We start from the raw sequence: 23,649 nt of genomic DNA on the forward strand, positions 1-23,649 counted from the left end.
GGTGCAACTCCTTTGTTGATATGACCCCGCCGGTTCGACCCCGTTGTGTCAAACCGGTTCGATACTATCACCGCGCGCCATTGACGTGCAACACCACGTGCCGGGAAACGCCTGCCGCCTAAACGCCGGTCAGCACCGCGTCGTGGCACCGGGCACCACCGTCACCGGCACCACATCGTCGAACAGATCCATCACCTGGGAGATCGCCCGGACGCCCACATCATCGGCATCGTCACCCGCACGATCCGCCACGAAGCCCGACCCGGCCTCACCGGTATCCGCGCCTTGCCCCGCACCATGGACGCCGCCCGCCTCGCTGCGGATCGCATCGCTCATCCGCGTGGCCACCAGTTCGGCCATCGCACGGCAATCCTGACGGATGGCGGTGATCGTCATACCCGCCGCCGACGTCAGATACGTGCCGTCATAGGCCACGATCTGCAGCTCGTCGGGCACGCGAATCCCCAGGCGCAACGCCTCATGCACGCAGAACGCGGCACCCAGATCGGAACTGACCACCGCATCGACCTCGCCGGCGGCGGCACGCTCGCACACCCGCCGGATCGTCTCCGCATACCCCCGGAAATCATATACCTCGCCGGCCTCCACGTACTCATACCCCACGCCGGCCGCCCGCAGTTCACGTTCGAGGGTCAGATGGTAGCGCACCGTCGGGAACGTCGTGTCCTTGCCGACCGTATGGCCTCCCGCAGCGCCGCGCCGCGACTGCGCCCAGTCCACGAAATCGTGGAACTGGGCCCGCGGCCCGCCGACCGCCACCACGCGGCGCGCCCCGGAACGCACCAGCATCGCCGCCGCCAGTCGCCCGCCCTGCTCGTGGTCCGCCCCCACCGAGGGGATGCCCTCCCCCAGATACCGGTCGAACGCCACCACCGGACGGTTGATCGAGGTCCAATAATCAGGGGCGTGCGAGGTATGGGCCCCCATCACGATCCCGTCCATCATGTGCCGGCGCAACATGTCCACGTACTCGGCCTCGCCGGTGCGCATATCCACCGTCGAGCACAGCATAGTCCGCAGCCCGCGTTCGGCCAGCGCACGCTGAAGCTCCGCGGTCATGGTGGAGAAGAACGGATGCCGGATCGTCGGAACGATCACCCCCACCAGGGACGTCCGCCCGCTGAACAGATTGCGGGCCAGCTCGTTGGGGATGTAATCCAGCTCGCGCATCGCGGCCTCCACCCGGTCACGCATCTCCTGAGACACGTATCCGGTTCCGTTCACCACCAACGAAACGGTACTCAGCGACACACCGGCCTTCTTCGCCACGTCGCGCATCCCGACCATACCGCACTGCTCCTTATCCGTTCACGCGACATCGTCGCGCCATCCGTCACCGTTGAATAGAACGACGCACGATACGATTCATCCATCTATGCGTAAAGTTTAACCGCGGAAACACAGCACGCCAAATACCGTCGTCCGGCTCAACGCCCCGCCGAACCGACCATCCAGCCCAACGCCACGCACACGATCGGCACCACCACCGTGGCCAGCAGATACCAGCCGGCCATCGCGAACCGTCCGTTCCTCGCCAACGACACCATCTCGTTGATCGCGGTCGAGAACGTGGAGAACCCGCCCAGGAACCCGGTGACGAACAGCAGATACGTGGACTGCTCCACCGCCATGGACGCATACGCCGCGGCGGCCACGCCGGCGCAGAACGTGGCGATCACGTTGATCACGAACGTGGACAGCGGGAACGCGCGGCTCCACCACCGCTGGATCGAGGTGTTCAGCACAAAGCGGGCCACCGCGCCCAGACCGCCGCACAGGCACACCAACAACGCCGTCATCCGCGCACCTCCCCCGTGAATGGGTCGGAGACCATCGGGATCTCCGTGGTATCGGGCTTCGGCTCGATCACCGACGACGACACGGACGGAATCGACTCGTCTTCATCCGCCGCATCGGCGGCCTTGCCGGCTGCCGCGCCGGCGGCGTCGGGAACCGGCACCACCACGGGCGCATCCACCACAATCGGCGCGTTCTCCACGGCCGTCACCATGGCCGCCGGCATCGCATGCCTGCCGCCGGGCTGCGGCGAGAACGCCGCGGCCACCAGCTTGGCCTGGCGCTTGGCGCAGGCCGCCAGCCCCAGACGCGTGCCGTACCACGCCACCGCCAGGCCGCCGGCGAACGACACCAGCATATAGATCGCGAACCCGATGACGTACCCCTGCCGCAGCGAGGCCAGCTCCTCGATCACCATGGCGGACAGCGTGGAGAACCCGCCGCACATGCCCATGCCGACGCCGCGGCTGGTCAGTTGGCGGACCCTCTTGCGGATCCACGACGCCTGCGACATATACGCGGTCAGCGCGGCGTAGATGAAGCACGCCGCCATATTCGCCACGAACGTGGCCACGTGGAACGACGAGGCAATCGCGCCGGCCTGCGCCTGCGGCACCGCCACCGACAGTCCGTAGCGCATGCCCGTGCCGATGCAGCCGCCGACGAACACCACCAGATAGATCATCGCATCGGCCAGCGGGTTGAACCGTGGCTGGAACGCCTTGATCGGGGCCAGCGGGATCTGAGGGGGTACCAAATCCGCGGCCGGGGTGGAGGCATCGGGAACGCCCGCGCTCCCCCCACGAATGGACGCGGACGCATCGGAACCGGATGAAGATACAGAAGACGGGGCATCGTGTACAACCGTCATCCGACCGTTCCGCACGGCGTCCCGTTGTCCGTAACCGGCCATCGCCACCTCCCGCCTTCCCGCGCCGACGACATCACGGCCGGGATACGCATCATCGCACAACCCAATCGGACGACCGTCATCGGCGATTGCCGACCGGGCTGATCGGGTCTGAGACAAAACGTTACATCAATCCAACAGCGAATGCACCGAGATGATATGGTCGCGCTGCGGGCCGGTGCCGATCACCGAGATCCGGCAGCCGGACAGCTCCTCCAGACGCTTGACGTAATCCTGCGTGGCCTGGGGCAGATCCTCGAAGGCGTGCACCTGGGAGATGTCCTCGGTCCAGCCGGGCATCGTCTCGTAGATCGGCTTGGCATCGGCGAACGCGGCCTGGTCGCACGGCATGTCGTCGTAGCGGGTGTGCGTGCCGTCGGGGTTCTCCACGTCGTAGGCCACGCAGATCGGGATCTCCTTGAGGCCGGTCAGCACGTCCAGCTTGGTCAGCACGATGTCGGTCAGGCCGTTGACCTGCACCGCGTAGCGGTTCACCACCGCGTCGAACCAGCCGCAACGGCGGGGGCGGCCCGTGGTCACGCCGAACTCATGGCCCTGCTGCTGCAGCCACTTGCCCTGCTCGTCGATCAGCTCGGTGGGGAACGGGCCCTCGCCCACGCGGGTCACATAGGCCTTGGAGACGCCGATCACACGACTGATCTTGGTCGGGCCGACGCCGGTGCCGGTGCAGGCGCCGCCAGCGGTCGGATTGGAGCTGGTCACGAACGGGTAGGTGCCGTGGTCCACGTCCAGCATGGTGGCCTGACCACCCTCGAACAGCACCGTCTTGCCGGCGTCCAGCGCCCGGTTCAGCACCAGGCTCGTATTGGCCACGTACGGCTTCAGGCGTTCGCCGAGCTTAAGCAACTCGTCGGTGGTGCGGTCCACGTCGATGGCGCGGCGGTTGTACAGCTTGACCAGCATCTGGTTCTTCTGGTGCAGGCTGGCCTCCACCTTGTCATGCAGGTGCTCGGCGTTGAACAGGTCGTGCACGCGGATGCCGACGCGGTTGATCTTGTCCGCGTAGGCCGGGCCGATGCCGCGGCCTGTGGTGCCGATCTTGCGCTTGCCCAGGAAACGTTCGGTCACCTTGTCGATCACGCGATGGTACGGGGCGATGATCTGGGCCGACTCGCTCACCAGCAGGCGGGAGCAGTCCAGGCCGCGGGATTCCAGGCCGTCGATCTCCTCGAAGAGTACCTCCGGGTCCACCACCACGCCGTTGCCGATCACCGGCGTGACGTTCGGGTTGATGATGCCGCTGGGCAGCAGGTGCAGCGCGTACGATTCGTCGCCGACCACCACCGTGTGGCCCGCGTTGTTGCCGCCGTTGAAGCGGGCGACGTAATCGACCTTGGTGCCGATCAGATCGGTCACCTTGCCCTTGCCTTCGTCGCCCCACTGGGCGCCGATCAACACGATTCCAGGCATTCCGCACCTCCTTATGCACCCGCAGTCCCGTCCGGCGCCGCGCCCTCATGCACGCTTGCATGCGTGGTACGCCTCCCGAACATCGGCGCGCTCGACATGTCCGGCACACCCTGACATGTCTGGCACGCTTTGGCGGATACAGCCACATTTTCGCCACAAGTAGCGTACCCTGAGCCCTATACCGGGCGGGGGCTACTTCAGCGCGCGGCCGGCGGAGCCGAGCTGCACGCAGGCCTCCACCACGCGTGCGGCCATGGCGTCCTCGGCCTCGCGGCCCCAGGAGCGCGGGTCATACAGCTTCTTGTTGCCCACCTCGCCGTCGACCTTGAGCACCGCATCGTAGTTGCGGAACATGTGACCGGCGATCGCCCGGGAGAACGCGTACTGGGTATCCGTGTCGATGTTCATCTTGACCACGCCGTAGGAGACGGCCGCGGCGATCTCCTCGGGCGAGGAGCCGGAACCGCCATGGAACACGAGCGCGAACGGCTTGCCCTCCGGCAGGTCGGGGATCGCGCAGGAGGACACGCTTGAAGCCCCCAGGCTGCCGAGACGCCCGTCATGCGTGGCGTTCCACACCTCGGTCTGGATATCGCGCAGCAGTTCGGGGCGCAGCTTGACCACGCCCGGCTTGTATGCGCCGTGCACGTTGCCGAATGTGAACGCGGCCATGTACCGGCCATGCTCGCCCAAGCCAAGCCGTTCGGCCACGCGCAGGCCGTCGGCGGGCGTGGAGTACAGCTTCTCGTTGATCTCCGCGGAGTGGCCGTCCTCCTCGCCGCCCACCGCGCCGATCTCGATCTCCAGCACTGTCTGCGCGCGCACCGACTTCTCCAGCAGTTCGGCGGCGATGGTGAGGTTCTCCTCCAGCGGTACGGTGGAGCCGTCCCACATATGCGACTGGAAGGTGGGCTCCTGCCCGTGGCGGACCTGGTCGATCTCGTGGTCGAGCAACGGCCGCACCCATTCGTCCAGGTACTGCTTGGCGCAGTGGTCGGTGTGCAGGGCGATGGTGATGTTCGGGTACTGCGCGGCCACCTCGTGTGCGAACGCCGCGAACGCCAGCGATCCGACGACGCGGTCGTGCACGGTTTTGCCGGAGAAATAGGCCGAACCGCCGACCGACACCTGGATGATGCCGTCGGATTCCGCTTCGGCGAATCCCTGCAGTGCCGCGTTGAGCGTCTGCGAGCTGGTCACGTTGATCGCCGGATACGCGTACCCCCCATGGCGCGCGGCGTCCAGCATTTCGGCATATCGTTCGGGAGTTGCAATCGTCATACTGCCATTATCCCGCGTCGGCGTCCGCCGCCGCCCGCGATCCGCGGAAATTCACTGTGTGTTTGCTCACACTGGACGTACCGTCCTCGGCATGGTCCGGAGGACGCCGCGCACCAAAACCATGCCATGCGCATGCGTCCGCGCCCGTCCGTCGGTCTCACCCGGCACGAGACGGGTGCAGCCCGTCGCCCGCCTACTGCCGGACGACGACCGTATCGCCGGCATGCACCTGTTCCCGGGAGATTCCGCGCAGCATCAATCCCACCGTGTCACCCTGCCGTGCCACGTCGGCTGGTTTTCGGAACGCCTCGATGCCGACGATTGTGGTTTCGCCGACCACGGACGCGCCGTCCGCGCCGATGACGACCGCGGCATCACCGCTCCGGCACGACCCGGACGCCACCTGCCCGACGACGACCACGCCCCTGCCCGCGATGGTGAACACGTCCGCAATCGGCAGCAGGAACTCCCCGGCCGATACAGGCACCGCCCCGGACGGCCCGGGCTCCCCCGTCGACGCCGGGACACCGGCGGCACGGGAGTCAATCGCCTCGTCCATACCGACCTGTCCCGTATCTTTGGACTTTCTGAATAGGTCAAACAATCCCATACCGACCTCCTCGACGATGGTGACCGACTCGTACGCCATATGGCCCCTTTCAGGGTATCAGTCACGGAGATCGAACGATATGCCCCGAATGTCGCCGTTTCGTCGACGAAAGACCACGGCCGGGCAAGCGGCCGCCCGTATGATGGTGTGTACACCGGCATAGCGAGGGGATTATGGACAACATCGAGAAACCGTCGTTCGACGGCATTGCGCGCGGGGTACCGCATCACGGCAACGAGACTCCGCGCCGCCCGCGCCGACGCTGGCCAATCGTTCTGGCGATCGCCGTGATGGCGACGCTGCTGGCGTGCGGCGGCGCGTGGGCGTATTGGATGTGGGACCACCATTGGCGGCTGATTCCGGTCCGCGTGAACGACACCACGCTGGAGGTCCGCGTCGATACCACGTTGGGGACGCTGTTGAGCGACAACAACGATTTCGGACATAAGCCGGGCCGTCTGCTGGCGATCACCGGCGAGGTAATCGATGAACGCGGCGGCGAGCCGATGGCCGTGACGTTGAACGATGCGACCGTGGCCGCTGATTCGTTCGATTCGACGCCGCTGCCGGAACCCGCGACAGTGACGGTGGCGTCCGGCGGGGATGTGACCGAGGAGCATGACGTGCGGCACGATCCGGTGCCGCACGGCGCGACCATCGGCACCGGCGGTTCGATCCAGCGGCTCGCCCAGACCGGCAAGGACGGCGTGCGCGAGGTATGGGTGGGTCGCTCCTCGAAACAGGAAGTGGACAAGGGCGTGATCGAGCAGCCGGTTGATCTGGTAGTGGAGGCGGTCAATCCGCGACCGTCCGGCCGCAAGGTGGTCGCCTTGACGTTCGACGACGGCCCGAGCCAGTATACGGGCAGGATTCTGGACGTGTTGAAGGACAAGGGCGTCAAGGCCACGTTCTTCAACCTGGGGCAGAACGCGGCGAATAATGCGGCGACTGCACAGCGGCTGGTCAACGAGGGGCATCAACTCGCCTCGCACAGCAACACGCATCCGAACATGCCGGAGCTGGGGCGCGACGAGATGCGCGCCGATATCAGCGCGAGCCTCGACGCCCTCCAATCGGCGGCCGGTGTGGACACCAAAACGTTCCGCGCGCCGTACGGCGCGTTCGGCGAACAGCAGTGGAAGGACGCGGCCGACCTGATCGACATGAACGTGCTGTGGGATATCGACACGCTCGACTGGCAGCGCCCGGGGGCGGATGCGATCACGCAGACGGTGCTCGACAACGCGCACAACGGCGCGATCGTGCTCATGCACGACGGCGGCGGCGACCGCTCGCAGGATATCGAGGCGCTGCCGGGCATCATCGACGGGCTGCGCGAACAGGGCTACGAGTTCGTGACCATCAAGCAGCTGTCGGCGATGGTGTGAACGCCGGCTGCGGGGCAAATTCCTTCAGCATGCTCAGCGTGACTTGGACGTATTCATGCGACGCCCCGAATGTCGCCACAACATCGATTTCGCCGTCACGGCTCCGGCCAATCGTGACCTGGTATCCTCGCCGCAGCAACTCCATGAAGATGATGTCTTCAAGCTGCGCTCCGCGATCCGAGAACACGAATTTCAAATACGTCGAAAAACGCAACTGTTTTGAGGGCGTTTTCAATATGTTGAAATTCAACACTCCTGTCACGTCCACGAAGATTCACCAGCCCCTGCATTGCACGTACCGCACTCTGTGTCTGGTTGCTTCCCCTGAAGCTGAGCCTTCACCCTATCCAGTGCAGCCTGCATTGCATGTACCGCACTCTGCGTTTAGTGGTGATAGTGCAGAATTTGGCACGTGGGTTGTGGCCAGGGATTTGGCAGTGGAGCGGGCGACGGGAGTCGAACCCGCCTCTAAAGCTTGGGAAGCTTTCATTCTACCGATGAACTACGCCCGCAAGTCGGCCCGCTTGTGGCAGGCACAAAACCATAGCGTACCACGAATCCGCAGGAAGTAAAACACCGTGCGACAGCTCCGGACACGCGCCCCGTCATCGGCACCCGAACGGACGCCGCATCGGCGTCGGAAGCGGCATCGCGAACAAACCCGACCGACACACCCCGCGCACGGCCCGCAGCATCACGCCGTCAGTACCGGATCTGGGCGCTGCCGGAACCCGCGGCCACGCCGGCGCCCCGCATCTCCTGGGCCATCTGCATCAGGCGGGCGATACGCTCCTCAGTCGGCGGATGGGTGGAGAACAGCTTGCTGAATCCGACCGCGGAGAACGGGTTGGCGATCATCATCGCCGCGACGGACTGGGTAGCGGCGGTCTTCGGCATACGGTTGGCCTGCGTGCCGTACGTGATCTTGTTCAGCGCCGAGGCGAGGGCCTCCGGGTCGCCGGTCAGCGCGCTGCCGTCCTCGTCGGCGTCGAACTCGCGGGTGCGGGAGATCGCCATCTGGATCAGCGAGGCGGCGATGGGCGCCAGGATGGCGCTCAGCAGCACGCCGATCAGGCCGAACGCGCCGGAGCCGCCGTTGTCCCGGTCGTCGTCGTACCGTTGCGCGCCGCCGAAGTACATCAGCGAATACCCGAGGTAGGTGATGACGGTGGCCATGGCGGAGGCGATGGCGGAGGTCAGGATGTCGCGGTTGTAAACGTGCATGAGCTCGTGGCCGAGCACGCCGCGAATCTCCCGTTCATTGAGGATCTGTAGGATGCCCTGCGTGCAGCAGACCGCCGCATGCCGTTCGTTGCGGCCGGTGGCGAAGGCGTTGGGGCTCATGGTGGGGGCGATGTAGATGCGGGGCATCGGCTTGCCCGCTTTGGCGGACAGTTCGCGCACGATCTTGTACAACATCGGGGCCTCCTGTTCGGAGACCTCGCGCGCATGCATCGAGGCGATGGCGAGTTTGTCGGAGAACCAATAGGAGCCGAACGTCGTCACCAGTCCGATGACGATGTAGATGCCCAGCGTGCCGCGGCTGCCGCCGGTCAGCCACCAGATCAGCATGATCACGGCCCACATCAGCGCGAACAGCAGCGTTGTTTTCAGGCCATTGTAATGGCCACGCACCCGCAGATTGCCTTCCATACGGCTCAGACTAAATTTCTTGGCTGGATATTTGCTGGACGTCCGCTCCGAGCAAAAGCCCGCCGGTCACGACCGGGCCTTCGCAAGCCCCTGCCGAGCCCCGACTTACAGCCGCCGCAGCACCTCAAACCGACCCTGTGGCTGATAGTTGAATTCGCATCAGGGCCAGACAGATATACAACAACGAACGCTCACCTTTTGCTTGACCGTTGTCAAGTACTTGACAACGGTCAAGCAAAAGGTGAGCGTTCATGCATCATCCGGCTCAGCGAGTCCAGGTGCCGAGATCATCCCGCCCCTCAGGCGTGGGCCAGTTCGCGCATCTGGTCAGGGTCGATGACCTTCTTGTGCTCGCGGCCTTCCTTCGCGCCCTCGGCACGCTCGAATGCATCGATCTTCTTCCAACCGGCGAAGTCGATCGGCTTGACGCCGCGCTCAGCCAGCAGGCGGTCGATGGACTCCGGATCGCGGTCCGGGGCCACGCAGCCGCCCTCGGCGGCCTTGGAGAGGTCCTCGAGCATGTTGGTCACGATCATCAACGCGTCGGACTTGGTCGAGCCGATCAGACCGACCGGACCGCGCTTGGCCCAACCGGTGGCGTACAGGCGCTCACGCACCTCGCCGCCCTCGGCCTCGGTGGTGATGCGGCCATCGCCGTTCGCATTCGCCAGATGAGCACGACGCTGGTCGTAGGCGATGCCCGGGGCCGATGCCGGCTGGTAGCCGATCGCATGGTACACGGCCTGCACCGGGTAGTCCTTGAACTCGCCGGTGCGGTGCATCCTGCCGTCGGCGCCGGTTTCGGTGCGCTCCACGCGGATCGCCACAACCTTGCCGTCCTCGCCCAGCACCTCGGTCGGCGCGGAGTTGAAATGGATGTAGTACTTGCGGTCGGCCGGGTTGCCCTCGAAGTCGACGTCGCCGTCATCCTCCATATCCTCGGCCATCTCGCGGATGGCGAACAGCTCCTCTACCATCTGACGGGTGAGCTTATCCTTGCCGGCCTCCTCGATCGTATCGTCGTCGAGTTCGAAGTCGTCCTCGTTGATGATCAGCTGCACGCCGGGCAGCTTCTCCATCTCGCGCAGCTCCTGCACCGAGAACTTGGCCTGGGCCACGCCACGGCGGATGAACAGGTGCAGCACGCGCGCCTTGTTGGCCTTGATGCCCTCATACACGTTGTCGGGGATGTCGGTGCGGGCCTTGAGATCGTCGGCGTTGCGCATGAGCTCGCGGGCCACGTCCATGGCCACGTTGCCGCCGCCGATCACGGCGACCTCCTCGGCCTCGAGCGGCCAGGTGCGGGCGCCGGTCGGATAGCCGTCATACCATTCCACGAACTTGGCCGCGCCATACACGCCATCCAGGTCGGCGCCGGGCAGACCCAGCGGCTTGTCCTCCACCGCGCCGGTGGCGAACAGCACGGCATCGTAACGGGCGAGCAGCTCGTCGAGCGTCACGTCCTTGCCGAACTCCACATCGCAGTACAGGTGGATATTCGGATTGTCGAGCGTCTTCTCGAGCGCGTCGGCGATGAACTTGATGGACGGATGGTCGGGGGCCACGCCGTAGCGGACCAGACCGAACGGCACGGGCAGCTTCTCGAACAGATCGATGCGGGCGTTCTCGCCCAGGCCCAGCTCGGCGCCGGTCTTCTTGAGCTGGCGCAGGAAGATATCGGAGGAGTAGACGCCGGCCGGGCCGGCGCCGATCACTGCAATGCGAAGTTCGTTGTTCTCAGTCACGCGACCAGCCTAGCGCAACGCCTCGAATCGCACTAGGCCCAGGCCGCATGACATTCAATGAATCCTCACGAGCCGGAGCCTCAGTCCTTATCGATGAGGGCGGTGAGCGCCCACAGGATCGACACCACGTCGATGGCCTCCTGCATCAGCGCGCCGATGACCACCGGGATCAGGTTGAACGCGGCAGCGATCATGCCGATCAGCGCCAACCCCAATCCCAGGCACACGGCCTGGATCATCACACGCTTGGTGCGCCGGGAGATGGCCACGGCACGCGGCACGGCGGCGATATCGTCGTTCATGATCACCACCTGCGCGGATTCGGAGGCGGCGGTCGAGGTGCCGTCGGTGATGGCCACGCCGATGTCGGCGGCGGCCAGCACCGGGGCGTCGTTGACGCCATCGCCGACCATCATCGTGACCGAACGGGTGGTCGATTCGCCGACGAACCGCGCAATCAGCTTGTCCCACCACGGCTGCTTGAACGGATGCTCATGGGCGGCGTCGGCGATGGCCTGCACCTTGCCTTCGGGGAACAGTTCGGCGTGCACGTCGTTGATGCCGACCTCAGCGGCGATGATGTCGGCGGAGGCGCGCTTGTCTCCGGTCAGCATCGTCAGGCGCTCCACACCCATCGAACGCAGCTTGGACAGCGACTCCTTCGCGTTCGCGCGCGGCACGTCCTTCAGCACGATGCGTGCCGCCAGTTCGCCGTCGACGGAGACGTACGTGGCCATCTCATCAGGGGCGAGCTCGCCGAACATCTGCGCCACCGTGAGTTTGCGCGCGGCCTGAGCCGACGCTTCGGCCTCCGCCCGCCTGCGCGCGGCGTCAACGGTAGCACGGAAACCGTCGGAGTTCACGGCACGGCCATGCACCGCACCAGTCTCCGTTACGTCGGTGACCGCGGCATCCGGCGCCGCAGCCGCTCCGTCCTCCGACGCGGTGACGAAAGCGAACCGTCCGACGCGGATCCGATGCCCGTTGACCTCGCCGCTGACACCGTTGCCGGCGTCCTCGGTCACGCCGCGCACCACCGGGTAGCTGCGGGCGTCCACCAGCCACTCGTCTTCCGACGGCAGCGTTTCGCCAGCCGCGGCGCGTTCCTTGAGCCGGTCCATGACGGCCGTGCCACCGGTGGCGATGCCCTTGGCCAGGATGTGCACCGAATACGATTCGACGACACCGGCGTACATGAGGATATGGTCGGCGTCCAACCCCGCATACGCCTTGTTGTCAGGCCGCGCGGCGGCAGACGAGCCGCCGCCCTTCCCGTCATGCTCGCCGGCGATCTCCACGCGCACGACCTGCGGCTTCTTGACCGTCAGCGTGCCGGTCTTGTCGAAAAACACGTGCGAGACGCGGCCCAGATTCTCCAATATGTCCTGCGCCTTGATGATGATGCCGGCCTTCGCGAGCCTGCCGGTGCCGGCGATGTAGGCGACCGGCGCGGCGATGAGCAGCGGGCACGGGGTGGCCAGCACGAGCACCTGCGCGAAGCGGGTCGGATCGGCGGAGACGATCCAGGCGGTGCAGGCGATGACGAACGAGATCACGGTGAACGGCACGGCCATCAGGTCGGCGGTCTTGACCACGGTGGCGCGCGACTCCTGCGCGGAGGAGACCAGCTCGATGATGCGCTGGTACTGCGAATCGCGGGCGAGTTCGGTGGCGCGCATGGTCAGCGTGGCCGAACCGTTGATGGCGCCCGACATCACGCGGGCACCGGCATACACCTCACGCGGCACGGGCTCGCCGTTGATGTTGCTCAGGTCGAGCGTGGCCGAACCGCTGAGCAGCTCGCCGTCGACAGGGATCGTTTCTCCGGGCAGCACGATGAGCACGTCGCCGAGCCTCACCTGGTCGACGGAGACGGTGTGGAACGGGGCATGCGCCATGTCGGCGGCGTCCCCCGCGGTCTCGTCCGCCGAACCGTGGGGCTCCGCGGTCTCGCCGGACAGCACCCGGTCGACGTGGCTCATATCTCGCGCGGCGACATCGCCGGCCCGCACGCCGGATCCCACGCCCGGCAGGTTGGCGACATGAGCGATCTGCGGCGCGGCCTCCATCAGCGCGGTCAGGTTGTTCTTGGCCTTATCCTCGGCATACGCCTCAATGGCGGTGCCGGAGAACACCATGAGCACCACGACCCAGCTGGCCCAATACTCCTCGACGGCCAGCGTGGACAGCAGCGCGACCACGGCGAGGATGTCGACGCCGACATGGCCGTGGCGGATATCGTCGATCATGCCGCGCAGCGTGTCGATGACGGTGTAGATGACCAGCACGATCACGATCCACTGGCCGACGCTCGGGTCGACGAACCAGAACGGCTTGCTCCACGGGCGGAAATCCCACAGCAACGCGATGGGGATGGCCGAGAGAACAACGACCGGCAGCATGGGCACGAGTTTGCACACGTTCGATATCTTGTGCAATATAGCGATGAAAGTCTTCATCGTCTCTCCTTACGTCGGTATCGGCCATGCGAACGGTCCGCACGGCCGGTGCTTGATTCACGCCTTGTTAGCCCATCGACGACAAGAATCGCACGACACACGGCGTAAAGATCAACAATTCATCTTCGGTTTTCGGCCCGCTCAGCGGGCACCGGTATGAGCCTACCAGCAGATGCCCGGCGACTCCAACTTCGGCGCGGTCGCCTGCATGTCCGTCAGCGTGTCCGAGCGCGCATGCCTAGTTTCCACGAGCGCGACGCTTCGGTCGCCCCGCCCGCGTCGCCGCAGGACACATCGCCATAGGACACATCGCCACGAATGCGGCAGCGCCTCCCCGCTGTCGACCCGTATGGGCCGATCGCCGGGAGGCGCTGTACGTGGTTGCCTGTTACCGCTCGGATCACCAGAAACCGAACGGGTCATAGACGCCGCCGTCGTCATACCCGTTGCCGTTCTGGTCCTGCTGACCCTGCTGACCCTGCTGACCGGAGCCGTTCTGCTCGGTGCGGTTGCTGCCGTTGACGGCCTCCTCCTGCTGGTCGAGCGTCACGTCCACGTCCATGGTCTTGCCGCCGCGCACGATGGTGAGCTTCACCGTGTCGCCGAGCGACGCGGCGCGCACGAAGCCGAGCAGCGAGTAGTTGTTGTTCACCGCGTTGCCGTTGAACGCCACGATCGTGTCGTTCGCCTGCAGGCCGGCCTTGTCCGCCGGGCTGCCGGATACGACGGCCTTGCCGCCGGTGCTCGGCGTGGTGATGCGGGCGCCGCCGCGGACCACGCCGTCGGCCTCGACCGTGTCGCTGGTGATGGTCACGCCCAGCGCCACATGCGTGGCGTGGCCGTCCTTCATGATCTCGTCGGATACACGCTTGACCAGGTTCGACGGGATGGCGAAGCCGATGCCGATCGACCCGGCCTCGCTGCTGGAGCTGGCGGTGGAGGCGATCGACGAGTTGATGCCGATGACCTGTCCGGCCGCATTGAACGTCGGGCCGCCCGAGTTGCCGGGGTTGATGGCCGCGTCGATCTGCACGGCATTGGTCACGACCTGCGAATTGTTGTCGTCCATCACGCTGACCGGACGGTTCAGCGCGGAGACGATGCCGGTGGTCGCCGTGTCGTCGTAGCCCAGCGGGTTGCCGATGGCCATCACCGCCTCGCCGACCGCGAGCTTGTCCGAATCGGCGAATTCGACCGGAACCAGCCCGTCGGGCGCGTCATCCAGCTGGATGACCGCCAGATCGGTGGTGGTGTCGGTGCCGGTGACCTGCGCGGTGTACATCTGTCCGTTCGACAGTGTGACCTGAATGTTCTGCGCGCCGGAGATCACGTGGTTGTTGGTCACGATATGGCCCTGCTCGTCGATGATCGCGCCGGAGCCGGCCGCCGTGCCGTTCTGCACCGTGGTCTGGATGGAGACCACCGACTGCGAGACCTTGTTCGCCACGGCGACCCAGTCCACGGCCTCGCCGTTGGTGATCGCCGCGCTGCCGTCACCGGACGTGTTGGAGTCCACGTTCTGCAGGGAGCTGGTCGTCGGCACCTTCACCCAGCCTTCGGTGATCGCCACGTAGCCGACGCCGAGGCACAGCGCCGCGCTGATCAGGGCCGCCACCACCGCGATGACCACGCCGCTGGCCGTGCGGGTGCCCCCGTGATTCGGACGCTGCGGGCCGGAGGCCGGCGGGAAGATCGGATTCTGCGGACCGGTCGGCCCCTGCTGGCCGTTCGCCTGCGGCATCATGAACGGATTGGTGGGGGCGTTGTTCGCCGGGGTGCCGCCCTGCCCCTGGTTCGGGGTGCCGCCGTTGTCGGTCTGGAACGGGTTGCCGAACAGGTACGGGTTGCGGTTGCCTTGCGCGGGCATCTGCTGAGTCGGCGCGGTCTGGGGCTGCTGCTCCGTGGTCGGCTGCGCGGGCGTGGGGCCGTATGCGCCGTATTCCGGCGCGGGGCGGTACGGCGAGGACTGGGGCGCCTCCGCCGTCACCGCGGGCTGGGCCGACGTCGGCGCATCCTGTCCGGCGTCGGCGTCCGCCGGGGTCTGGACTGTGGGCGGAATCGTTTCGGTCGGCTGCTCGACGTTCGAGGTCCCATTGCCGTTGGTCATGATGAACTGGTCGCCCTCCACAACCTGCTGCGCCTGATGCTCCTGCTGAGGCTGTTCGTTCGGCTGTGATGCCGGCGGGTTCTGCCAGCTGCCGTTGTTTTCTTCAGCCATTGCTGCTCCTTGGTTTCGTACTGTTTTCTTATGCCGTTTATACTTCCGGCGGTCAACCTGCTCGGCTTACCGCCGTCTCGGAATCGCTAAGTATGAGTTAAGGAAGCGGTTCTGGAAGTTTTCTGAATGTTGGTTGGAAGGTTAGCGTTAGCCAGTCATGATATTCGCTGGAGTCCGTTGCGCGCAATGCCGCCGAGACTCCCGACCACCGGCCGGAACACCGATATGCCAATGATTCCGGCGGTTTTGGCGTCACCGCCACCGGCGCATCCCCATCCCTGTCCCCTCCCCCGATGTGATGCAGCTCACTGCGGGGTTTCGGCAGTGCTTCGCCTAGAGTGAACGGTATGACCAGTCTGCTTGATCACCCTCGCGGGGCGGAACCGGGCAAGCCCGGCGACCGCAACGCGTTCTCGTTCGAAACCATCACCCGTCTGCCCGACTCCCCCGACGGCAAGGGGCGCGGCGGCGCACGGTACGGCCGCACCGGCATCATCCACACCCCGCACGGCGATATCCGCACGCCCGCGTTCGTGCCGGTCGCCACCCAGGCCGCGATGAAGGCGGTGCTGCCGGAGACGATGAAGGATCTGGGCGCGCAGTGCCTGCTGTCGAATGCGTTCCACCTGTACGAACGGCCGGGCGAGGATGTTCTGGACGCGGCGGGCGGTCTCGGCCGGTTCATGAACTGGGATGGGCCGACGTTCACGGATTCGGGCGGCTTCCAGGTGCTCTCGCTGGGCGCGGGCTTCAAGAAGACGCTGGCGATGGACGTGACCGGTATGAAGTCGGACGACGTGATCGCCGAAGGCAAGGAGCGCCTGGCGTTCGTGGACGAGGACGGCGTGACGTTCAAATCGCCGCTCAACGGTTCGTTGCACCGGTTCAGCGCCGAAATCTCGATGGGCATCCAGCACAAGATCGGCGCCGACATCATGTTCGCATTCGACGAACTGACCACGCTGATGAACACGCGCGGCTATCAGGAACGGTCGGTGGAGCGCACGTTCCGCTGGGCGCAGCGCTGCGTGGCCGAGCACCAGCGGCTCACCGAGGCGCGACTCGGCAAACCGTACCAGGCGCTCTACGGCGTGGTGCAGGGCGCGAACTACGAGGATCTGCGGCGGCGGGCCGCATCGCAGATCGCCTCACTCGACTTCGACGGCGTCGGCATCGGCGGCGCGATGGAGAAACGCATCATCGGCGACATCTGCGCGTGGATCTGCGACGAGATGCCGGAGAACAGACCGCGGCACGTCCTCGGCATCGCGGCGGTCGACGACATCTTCGCCTGTGTGGAGAACGGCGGCGACACGTTCGACTGCGTGGCCCCCGCCCGCTGCGGGCGCAACGGCGCGATCTTCACGCGCGATGGCCGCTACAACGTCAAACGCGCCGAGTTCAAAACCGACTTCGGCCCGTTGGAAGAAGGCTGCGACTGCTACACCTGCCAGCACTACTCACGCGCCTACGTGGACCATCTGCTGCGCGCCCGCGAGCTCAACGGCTTCACGCTGGCCACCATCCACAACGAACAGTTCTTCGTCAAACTGCTCGACGACATCCGCGCCTCAATCGACGGCGGCTATTTCGACGAGTTCCGCGACGCGACGCTGGCCCGCTTCTACGCCAACGGCTCCCGCGGCTGAACCGATACCGAATCGATGATCCAAGCTGATAATCCGAATCGATAGTCCGAAGCGATAGGGAGGACTGCATCATGAACCTGCTCGAAGCGATGGAACAGCGGCACGCCATCCGCGCCTACACCGACGAACCGGTCGATCAGGCGGTTCTGGACATCCTGCGGGCCGAAATCGACGCCTGCAATCAGGAGAGCGGCCTGCACATCCAGATGGCCGCCGGGCTCGATGACGCGTTCCTCGGACTGAAGACGCATTACGGGCGGTTCACCGGCGTGCACAACGCCATCGCGTTGATCGGGCGGCCGGCGTGCGTCGGCGCGACGGACGGCACGGCGCCGAACGACGCCACGGCCGCGTGGCACAAAGCCGCCGCTGCGGATGAGGCGGCCACCGACGCTGGCGAAATCACCCTGCAGGAGCGGGTCGGCTACTACGGGGAGCGCCTGGCACTGCGCGCCGTGCAGCTGGGATTGGAGACCAGCTGGGCCGTGCTGGACGATGCGGACACGGCGGAACACCCGTGGTGGTGCCTGCACCCCGGCGAGAAGATCGTGTGGGTGCTGGCGTTCGGGCACGGTGCACGTCCGGGCGGACGCCGCCGCAGCAAGCCGATCGAGGAGCTGTGCCGGATTCCGGACGGCATGACGATGCCCGACTGGTTCCGCGCCGGCATGGAGGCCGCGATGCTCGCGCCGACGTCGCTGAGCCAACAGCCGTTCCTGTTCACGCTACACGAGGACGGCACGGTCAGCGCCGAGGCAACGGAGGGGCTGTTCGCGCACGTGGGGCTGGGCTGCGCGAAGTACCATTTCGAGGTCGGGGCGGGGCGAGACCGCGTTGTATGGCGGTGATGGGCGCACGCCGCTGACGCGCTGCCACCGCACTCACCTTTTACTTGACGATTGTCAAGTACCCGACGGCGGCCTCGACGAACCGGCGGCAACGCGACACGCCGATTTGTGGGTTCCGCTAAACGCGTGGTAAATTATCCACTTGTCTGCGAGTGTGGCGGAATGGTAGACGCGCTGTCTTCAGGTGGCAGTGAGTGTATGCTCGTGGGGGTTCAAGTCCCCCCACTCGCACCAGCGAAAAGGGCTGGAACCCAAGGGTTCCGGCCCTTTTGCTTTCCCGGAATCGCTGTTTTCAGGTCTACAGCAACTCGTAGCACTGCAAGATTCGTTTTCTCCGACCATCAGGAGACAGGGGGCGGTTTCCTGTGCACCAATTCCCACGACAACGCCGCCACGAGAATACCCCACCATGTGTGTTGATCGGCGAATCATTCTGATTCAGTGAGATCATGAGATCAACCCGGTTCAGGAGGTCCCCATGAAAATTGATTCTCATCCTATGGTATTCTCGAAAATCTTGGCGATGGACGATAGCGTACGATTCTGCATCCCGGATTATCAGCGCAACTATTCTTGGAAACCTGAACATATCGACCAACTCTTCAACGACATCATGAATGAAGAAAAGGGTTACTATATCGGTAATCTTCTCATCACTCCACATGAAGATGAACAAGGCAGCATTGTTGATGACGTCTACGACGTAATCGATGGGCAGCAGCGCCTGACTACACTTTCGCTGTTCCTGCTGGCCATATGGGAGCAAGCTAAAAAATGGTTTGACGACGACAACACGCCGAGAGCAGACGTAAGAAATCTCGACAAGCCCCGCGTGGATATCCCGAGACGCCTTCTGGTAGATCAAGAGTCGGACGTTCCTCGACTGCAACTGCTCGAAACCGATGCCACCATCTACACGCAGTTACTGCAAATCCTTGACGATAGCAACGCTCACCCCGGCAAAGCTCCCCGCAACCGTTCATTCACTAAGCGGTACGAATACATCCGTAAGCTGTTTCAAGATGACGAAAACGGCAATTTCCCTACAGCTAATGCCTTGAATGACTTCTATGACAAGCTCATCAACGTCAAGCTGCTCCGAATCGAGGTCGGAAACCTCAGTGACGCCTTCGCTGTGTTCTCCTCGCTGAACTCCACTGGTTTACCGCTGACCCTCGTCGACCTGTTGAAGGGACGATTCATTGAGTCAGCCCAACGTATCGCCCAAGAAAGCAAAAACTCCATACTGGAAAAGTGGAACGAGTTCACCACCATATTCACGCCAAATAACAACGACACTGACATCAATGCGGCCACGCAGTTCCTGCGAAATAACTACGACGCCTTTGAAAACGAAAGTACCTCGTCGACGACCAACAGCAAGGCGCTAAAGCAATATCGAGATATCATCCAACAAAAGTATCGTTCGAATGTCGACTACCTGCAGGAACTCATCAACCATGCGCAGACGTTTGCACAATTACTGCAAATCCAAAGCTATCCGGAGGATAGCATCAACCAGCGGCTGGATTCTCTCCGCCGACTTGAGTCCACACAGGCGTACCCGTTGATGCTGTTCCTGTTGACACAATCTGCCAGTCTGAAACTCGACGACAACCACATCACACATATTCTGGATGCCCTCATCAGCTTCTACGTGCGCAGGAATATCACCCTTGTGCCCAAGGCCTCCAACATCCGCTCGCGGATGCTCAAACTCGTTCAAGATATCCGCAAAAGCGATCTACATGGTGCCGAGCTGGTCAATCGCGTCATTAGAGAACTTAAAGATCTGAGTGTAAGCGATGAACAATTCGCCACTGCGATCACTTCAGATGGCATGTATGACAAGAATGCCAAAACCACTAGGTTCGTGCTTATTGAGGTGGAACGATATCTGAACCGTACGACCGGCATCAGCATGTTTGACAAGGGGCGTCCGGACAATCTGGATGGCTATAAGCCTAATAGCAGCATCTCACTGTGGTCGATCGAACACATTCTTCCCGAAGGTCCCCTCACGGACTATTGGCGCGCTATGATTTCTCCGGACGACCCGAATAATGCTGAAGATATTCTGGAGCAGTACAGGCACTTGATCGGCAATCTCACGCTGACACCGTACAATTCCAACCTCGGACAACGACCATTTGTCGACGAGACTCATCCTTACGCAGACGAACAAAAGTACCAGCTCTCAAAACGTGATTATGCCGACAACGGGCATTTCGTCGGGCTGCGCCAGAAGGGGCTGGCTATCAACACCAGTATCGCTGACACCGAGCATGGCGAGACTATCGAGACCAAGACGGATTGGACACCTGCGGATATTCGACGGCGGACAGAATGGTTCAAAGACCAGATACTCACCGTGTTCAAATTCCCGACACCACTCGATGACTAACGAGGCACGAAACCGAGATTCCGTCTGCGCTGGAAGACACGAATGCGATATGTAATCCACACATATGATTTCTCTTTAGAAGTGCTCTGCAGAAATATCGGAGACTACTGACCTCTCAGACTAAAAAGATTAGGGAACAGACGTTTCAGCACAGGCAGTTCGAAACCCACCAATGAGGAGGTTTTATGGGTTTGGCACTTTGCCCTGAGTGTGGCGCTCGAATCTCTAGTAAGGCCAGGATGTGCCCGCAGTGCGGCTATTTCGCGGATGATCCCGCGCTTCCGTTGTCCGAGCAGGCTCTTGGGGAGATTGTTCCAGTTGAGTATGAGATCACGGCTTGGGTTCCCGAAGACGATACCGACGCGCCATTGAATCGCACGGCCAAGGGCCTGATTGCACGATTTTTCTCGAACTGGGAAATCTTCCGCAAAGCCGTTCCCGAGCTTGCCCTTTCCGTTCAGCGAATACTTGAAAAGCCCCAGACCGAATACCGGGCCAAGTTGACTTCTGAGCTACGCAAGCTCATGGGCGAGGGGCGATTGCGGTTCAAGGTGGACAAGCAGGGCGAGCTGATGGCGGTCCTGCAGGACGGGAAGAACGTCATCCGCAAGCAGGTCCGCCTCGAAGAGATTCATTTCACGCCAGACGTCAAGCAGGCTGTCGACAGTCTGACCATGACGGCCTACCTCGGTCAGATCCTCAGAGAGATTCAATCCCTGCACGATTCCATCAACGAGCTGCATATCGAGATACAGGACGACAGGCTCGCCTTGGCTGACGCAGCCAGAGACCAATTCCTTCAAGCCCAGGTGATTCCGGATTCCAAGCTGCGCGCAACAGCTGTGCTCAACGCAATCAGCGCCGCCACCGAAGCGAAGCATCGGCTCATGCGTCACTACACCCGCAGTAGCGCTCTCGTTTTGAACAATTCTGGACAGAACGTGCTTCAGATGTTTCTTTCCAGGACAAAAGGCAAAGAGCTTGATGAGAAGGCGTCGGACGCCTTGAACGATCTCGCGCAGATCGCGGTCTCGGTCCAGGTCGAATGCGCCGGATGGTCTGCACTTGGCGCCTATCCCTCGATCGAAAAGAGCCTGATGGAGTTCCGCCGGTTCATAGAACAACAGCATTTGAATGACCCCGATACGCTTCTGCTGCTCAACGAGAACAGCGACCGCAACCTGAAACAGGTCGTCTCAGGCTTCACCGACATCACCCGACGAATCACCGCGTACGCGGACGGCCCGGAGCCGCTCACAATTGAATCATCCGAAACCATGTCCAGCGAAGGAGCAATCGACGATGAAGCTGAATCCCTTCCGGAAGAAAACCTCTGACAGCAACGACACGGAACCACCGGAAAACGTTTCCGAGACCCACAACGACGGCAGGAATCCCTCTGAAATCGATGCCACCGCTCCCGAGAAGGCCTACGACCTGGAAAATAAGGAACGGCACTGCAAAAAGTGTGGTAAACAAATGGCCAGCGTCAGCAAGCATTCCCATTGTGAATCCTGCCGCAGGAAAAGAAACGATAACGCCAAGAAGCTGGTGGGCTCAATCGCTACAGCAGTTGTTTCTGCCGCCTTGCTCATATTGGGAAGACGCGGCGCAAAATCCGGCAAATAGTCAATCGTCGCCCTACATCGTCCGTCAAGCAACGGACGCATCAAATGCTCAGCTGGTATCATGTTCGCAGATGTCTTCCAGTTTCATCCGTCGTACATCAGTAGGGGGTGGACGAGCATGCAAAGCCCCGTCGTCACCGACGACATCGTCGTGTTTTCCTCGACAGAGGAAAACCATTATTTCGATCGCAAAAGCGCCAGGATAGACCCGGACGACCTTGCCCGGCATATCGCCGCGTTCGCGAATGCGGCCGGCGGCAAGCTTGTGGTGGGGATAGAGGACGACGGCGAAGTGACGGGATTCAATCCGCCGAGATCCCGCCCGGTGGAGATCTTCGAGCAGTGCGCCATCATGAACTGTACGCCGGCTCCCGAGGTCTCCTGCAACAGGCTCGAGGTCGTCAATTCCGCAGGGGAACCCGATTTCGTCCTCGTAATGGATATCGAGCCCTCCACCGATCGTGTCATCACGCGCCGTAAGGACGGCGCCGTGTTCCTGCGGCAGGGCGACAAGAGCCAGAAACAGGACTATGAACAAATCCGAGCCCTGGAATACGACAAGAACCAGCGCGTCTTCGAGGATGAGCTCGTTGCCGATTCGAGTATTGAAGATGTGGACGCCGAAGTCCTTGGCCGGTACAAGGCCCTGCTTAAAACGGACGCGTCCGACGAGCAGGTCCTGCGGAGCCGCCGGTTCATGCGCGACGGTCACCTCACAGTGGCCGGGCTGCTGCTGTTCGGGGAGAATCCTTCCATCTTTCTGCCGCAGGCCCGCGTGCGCGTCCTGCGATTCGACGGCGTCAAAATGGAAACGGGCAGAAGCCTCAACATCACCAAGGACGTCACGTTCGACGGCCCAATTCCGAAGGTCGTCGACGGAGCGTTCGATCTTATCTCGGGCATGTTGAGGGAGTTCCAGTTCCTCGGGCGCGACGGCAGGTTCCAGACCGTCCCCGAGTATCCCGAGTTCGCCTGGTTCGAGGGTCTGGTGAACGCTGTGACCCACCGCGACTACGCCTATGCTGGCGATTACATCCGCATATCGATGTACGACGACCGTCTTGAGATACTGAGTCCGGGAAGGCTTCCCAACACGGTCACGTTGGACAACATGCGCGAGACCCGCTATTCGAGGAATCCCAGGATTGCACGCACCCTTGTCGAGTTCGGGTGGGTACGTGAACTCAATGAAGGCGTGAAGCGCATCTACAGCGAGATGCAGGCAATGTTCCTCAACGCCCCGTCCTTCAGCGAACCGGACAAATCGAAGGTGCAGCTCACCCTCGAGAACAACATCGTCGCCAGGACGCTACGACAACGCGAGGCCATCGAGAACCGAATCTCCCAGGAGGTCCTGAGCGGTCTCGACGAATACGAACTCACCGCCATACGGGCCGCCTATGTCAGAGGGAAAATCACGACGAAGGTCCTATCGGAGCTCATCGGCCGGAGCACGAGGTCGTCCGCCACGGTCCTCAAATCGCTCGTATCGCGCGGCTTGCTCATATGGCACGGCACCTCCACAAACGATCCGTCGCAATACTACTCACTCGGCTAGGGGCACGATTCGGAGCTGCTTCGGAGTAACTTCGGACCATTTCGGAGTA

At 63.1% G+C, this 23,649-nt stretch carries 18 protein-coding genes and 2 tRNA genes; 8 read left to right on the forward strand and 12 right to left on the reverse strand.

The window, feature by feature from the left end; genetic code table 11:
- Nucleotides 1–129: 129 nt before the first annotated feature.
- The 6 genes from OU11_RS08260 to OU11_RS08285 form a co-directional block, all read right to left on the reverse strand.
- Nucleotides 130–1,308, reverse strand: coding sequence for a LacI family DNA-binding transcriptional regulator (locus OU11_RS08260; protein WP_033516076.1), 1,179 nt, complete (start codon nucleotides 1,306–1,308; stop codon nucleotides 130–132).
- Between the two features lie 140 nt (nucleotides 1,309–1,448).
- The gene (locus OU11_RS08265) at nucleotides 1,449–1,820 is read right to left on the reverse strand and encodes a fluoride efflux transporter FluC (RefSeq protein WP_033516078.1); all 372 of its coding nucleotides are present in this window, start codon (nucleotides 1,818–1,820) and stop codon (nucleotides 1,449–1,451) included.
- Nucleotides 1,817–2,575 carry a fluoride efflux transporter FluC gene (locus tag OU11_RS08270; RefSeq protein ID WP_161782773.1) on the reverse strand — a complete coding sequence of 253 codons (759 nt, stop codon included), beginning with the start codon at nucleotides 2,573–2,575 and terminating at the stop codon, nucleotides 1,817–1,819. The genes OU11_RS08265 and OU11_RS08270 overlap by 4 nt, the downstream gene beginning before the upstream one ends.
- 282 nt (nucleotides 2,576–2,857) lie before the next feature.
- Entirely contained in the window at nucleotides 2,858–4,159 is a 1,302-nt protein-coding gene (locus OU11_RS08275; protein WP_033516080.1) for an adenylosuccinate synthase, read from the reverse strand.
- 192 nt (nucleotides 4,160–4,351) lie between these two features.
- The gene (fbaA, locus tag OU11_RS08280) at nucleotides 4,352–5,440 is read right to left on the reverse strand and encodes a class II fructose-bisphosphate aldolase (protein ID WP_033516082.1); all 1,089 of its coding nucleotides are present in this window, start codon (nucleotides 5,438–5,440) and stop codon (nucleotides 4,352–4,354) included.
- A 193-nt stretch (nucleotides 5,441–5,633) separates the two neighbouring features.
- Nucleotides 5,634–6,089, reverse strand: a complete 456-nt coding sequence (locus tag OU11_RS08285) for an EF-Tu/IF-2/RF-3 family GTPase (RefSeq protein WP_033516084.1) — start codon at nucleotides 6,087–6,089, stop codon at nucleotides 5,634–5,636.
- Nucleotides 6,090–6,223: 134 nt separating this feature from the next.
- Here OU11_RS08285 and OU11_RS08290 point away from each other — a divergent pair, with 134 nt between their 5' ends.
- Nucleotides 6,224–7,438, forward strand: coding sequence for a polysaccharide deacetylase family protein (locus OU11_RS08290; protein ID WP_152597130.1), 1,215 nt, complete (start codon nucleotides 6,224–6,226; stop codon nucleotides 7,436–7,438).
- Here the strand turns inward: OU11_RS08290 and OU11_RS08295 are convergent.
- From OU11_RS08295 to OU11_RS08320, 6 genes are all read right to left on the reverse strand, one after another.
- Complete coding sequence (locus tag OU11_RS08295; RefSeq protein ID WP_152597131.1) at nucleotides 7,413–7,700, reverse strand: ATP-binding protein; 288 nt, start codon at nucleotides 7,698–7,700, stop codon at nucleotides 7,413–7,415. The genes OU11_RS08290 and OU11_RS08295 overlap by 26 nt on opposite strands.
- 176 nt (nucleotides 7,701–7,876) lie before the next feature.
- Nucleotides 7,877–7,950: transfer RNA gene (locus tag OU11_RS08300), tRNA-Gly, on the reverse strand.
- A gap of 190 nt (nucleotides 7,951–8,140) precedes the next feature.
- Nucleotides 8,141–9,091 carry a zinc metalloprotease HtpX gene (htpX, locus tag OU11_RS08305; RefSeq protein WP_033516088.1) on the reverse strand — a complete coding sequence of 317 codons (951 nt, stop codon included), beginning with the start codon at nucleotides 9,089–9,091 and terminating at the stop codon, nucleotides 8,141–8,143.
- 299 nt (nucleotides 9,092–9,390) lie between these two features.
- The gene (locus OU11_RS08310) at nucleotides 9,391–10,836 is read right to left on the reverse strand and encodes an FAD-dependent oxidoreductase (RefSeq protein WP_033516090.1); all 1,446 of its coding nucleotides are present in this window, start codon (nucleotides 10,834–10,836) and stop codon (nucleotides 9,391–9,393) included.
- Nucleotides 10,837–10,916: 80 nt separating this feature from the next.
- Nucleotides 10,917–13,295, reverse strand: a complete 2,379-nt coding sequence (locus OU11_RS08315; protein ID WP_152597132.1) for a heavy metal translocating P-type ATPase — start codon at nucleotides 13,293–13,295, stop codon at nucleotides 10,917–10,919.
- Nucleotides 13,296–13,695: 400 nt separating this feature from the next.
- Nucleotides 13,696–15,513 (reverse strand): S1C family serine protease, encoded by a 1,818-nt coding sequence (locus OU11_RS08320; protein ID WP_033516092.1) that lies wholly within the window; start codon nucleotides 15,511–15,513, stop codon nucleotides 13,696–13,698.
- Nucleotides 15,514–15,860: 347 nt separating this feature from the next.
- Here OU11_RS08320 and tgt point away from each other — a divergent pair, with 347 nt between their 5' ends.
- The 7 genes from tgt to OU11_RS08360 all read left to right on the forward strand — a co-directional run bounded on the left by tgt (nucleotide 15,861) and on the right by OU11_RS08360 (nucleotide 23,600).
- Complete coding sequence (gene tgt, locus OU11_RS08330; RefSeq protein WP_033516096.1) at nucleotides 15,861–17,162, forward strand: tRNA guanosine(34) transglycosylase Tgt; 1,302 nt, start codon at nucleotides 15,861–15,863, stop codon at nucleotides 17,160–17,162.
- 71 nt (nucleotides 17,163–17,233) lie between these two features.
- Complete coding sequence (locus OU11_RS08335) at nucleotides 17,234–18,010, forward strand: nitroreductase family protein (RefSeq protein ID WP_033516098.1); 777 nt, start codon at nucleotides 17,234–17,236, stop codon at nucleotides 18,008–18,010.
- 148 nt (nucleotides 18,011–18,158) lie between these two features.
- Nucleotides 18,159–18,244 (forward strand) — tRNA-Leu (locus tag OU11_RS08340).
- A gap of 244 nt (nucleotides 18,245–18,488) precedes the next feature.
- On the forward strand, nucleotides 18,489–20,414 hold the full coding sequence (locus tag OU11_RS08345) for a DUF262 domain-containing protein (protein WP_033516100.1): 1,926 nt from the start codon (nucleotides 18,489–18,491) through the stop codon (nucleotides 20,412–20,414).
- A gap of 185 nt (nucleotides 20,415–20,599) precedes the next feature.
- On the forward strand, nucleotides 20,600–21,751 hold the full coding sequence (locus OU11_RS08350) for a zinc ribbon domain-containing protein (protein WP_033516102.1): 1,152 nt from the start codon (nucleotides 20,600–20,602) through the stop codon (nucleotides 21,749–21,751).
- Nucleotides 21,717–22,043 carry a hypothetical protein gene (locus tag OU11_RS09280; protein WP_033516104.1) on the forward strand — a complete coding sequence of 109 codons (327 nt, stop codon included), beginning with the start codon at nucleotides 21,717–21,719 and terminating at the stop codon, nucleotides 22,041–22,043. The genes OU11_RS08350 and OU11_RS09280 overlap by 35 nt, the downstream gene beginning before the upstream one ends.
- A 60-nt stretch (nucleotides 22,044–22,103) precedes the next feature.
- Nucleotides 22,104–23,600 carry an ATP-binding protein gene (locus tag OU11_RS08360; RefSeq protein ID WP_206538230.1) on the forward strand — a complete coding sequence of 499 codons (1,497 nt, stop codon included), beginning with the start codon at nucleotides 22,104–22,106 and terminating at the stop codon, nucleotides 23,598–23,600.
- Nucleotides 23,601–23,649 lie beyond the last annotated feature (49 nt).

The organism is Bifidobacterium pullorum DSM 20433, from assembly GCF_000771405.1.
Classification (GTDB): Bacteria; Actinomycetota; Actinomycetes; order Actinomycetales; family Bifidobacteriaceae; genus Bifidobacterium; species Bifidobacterium pullorum.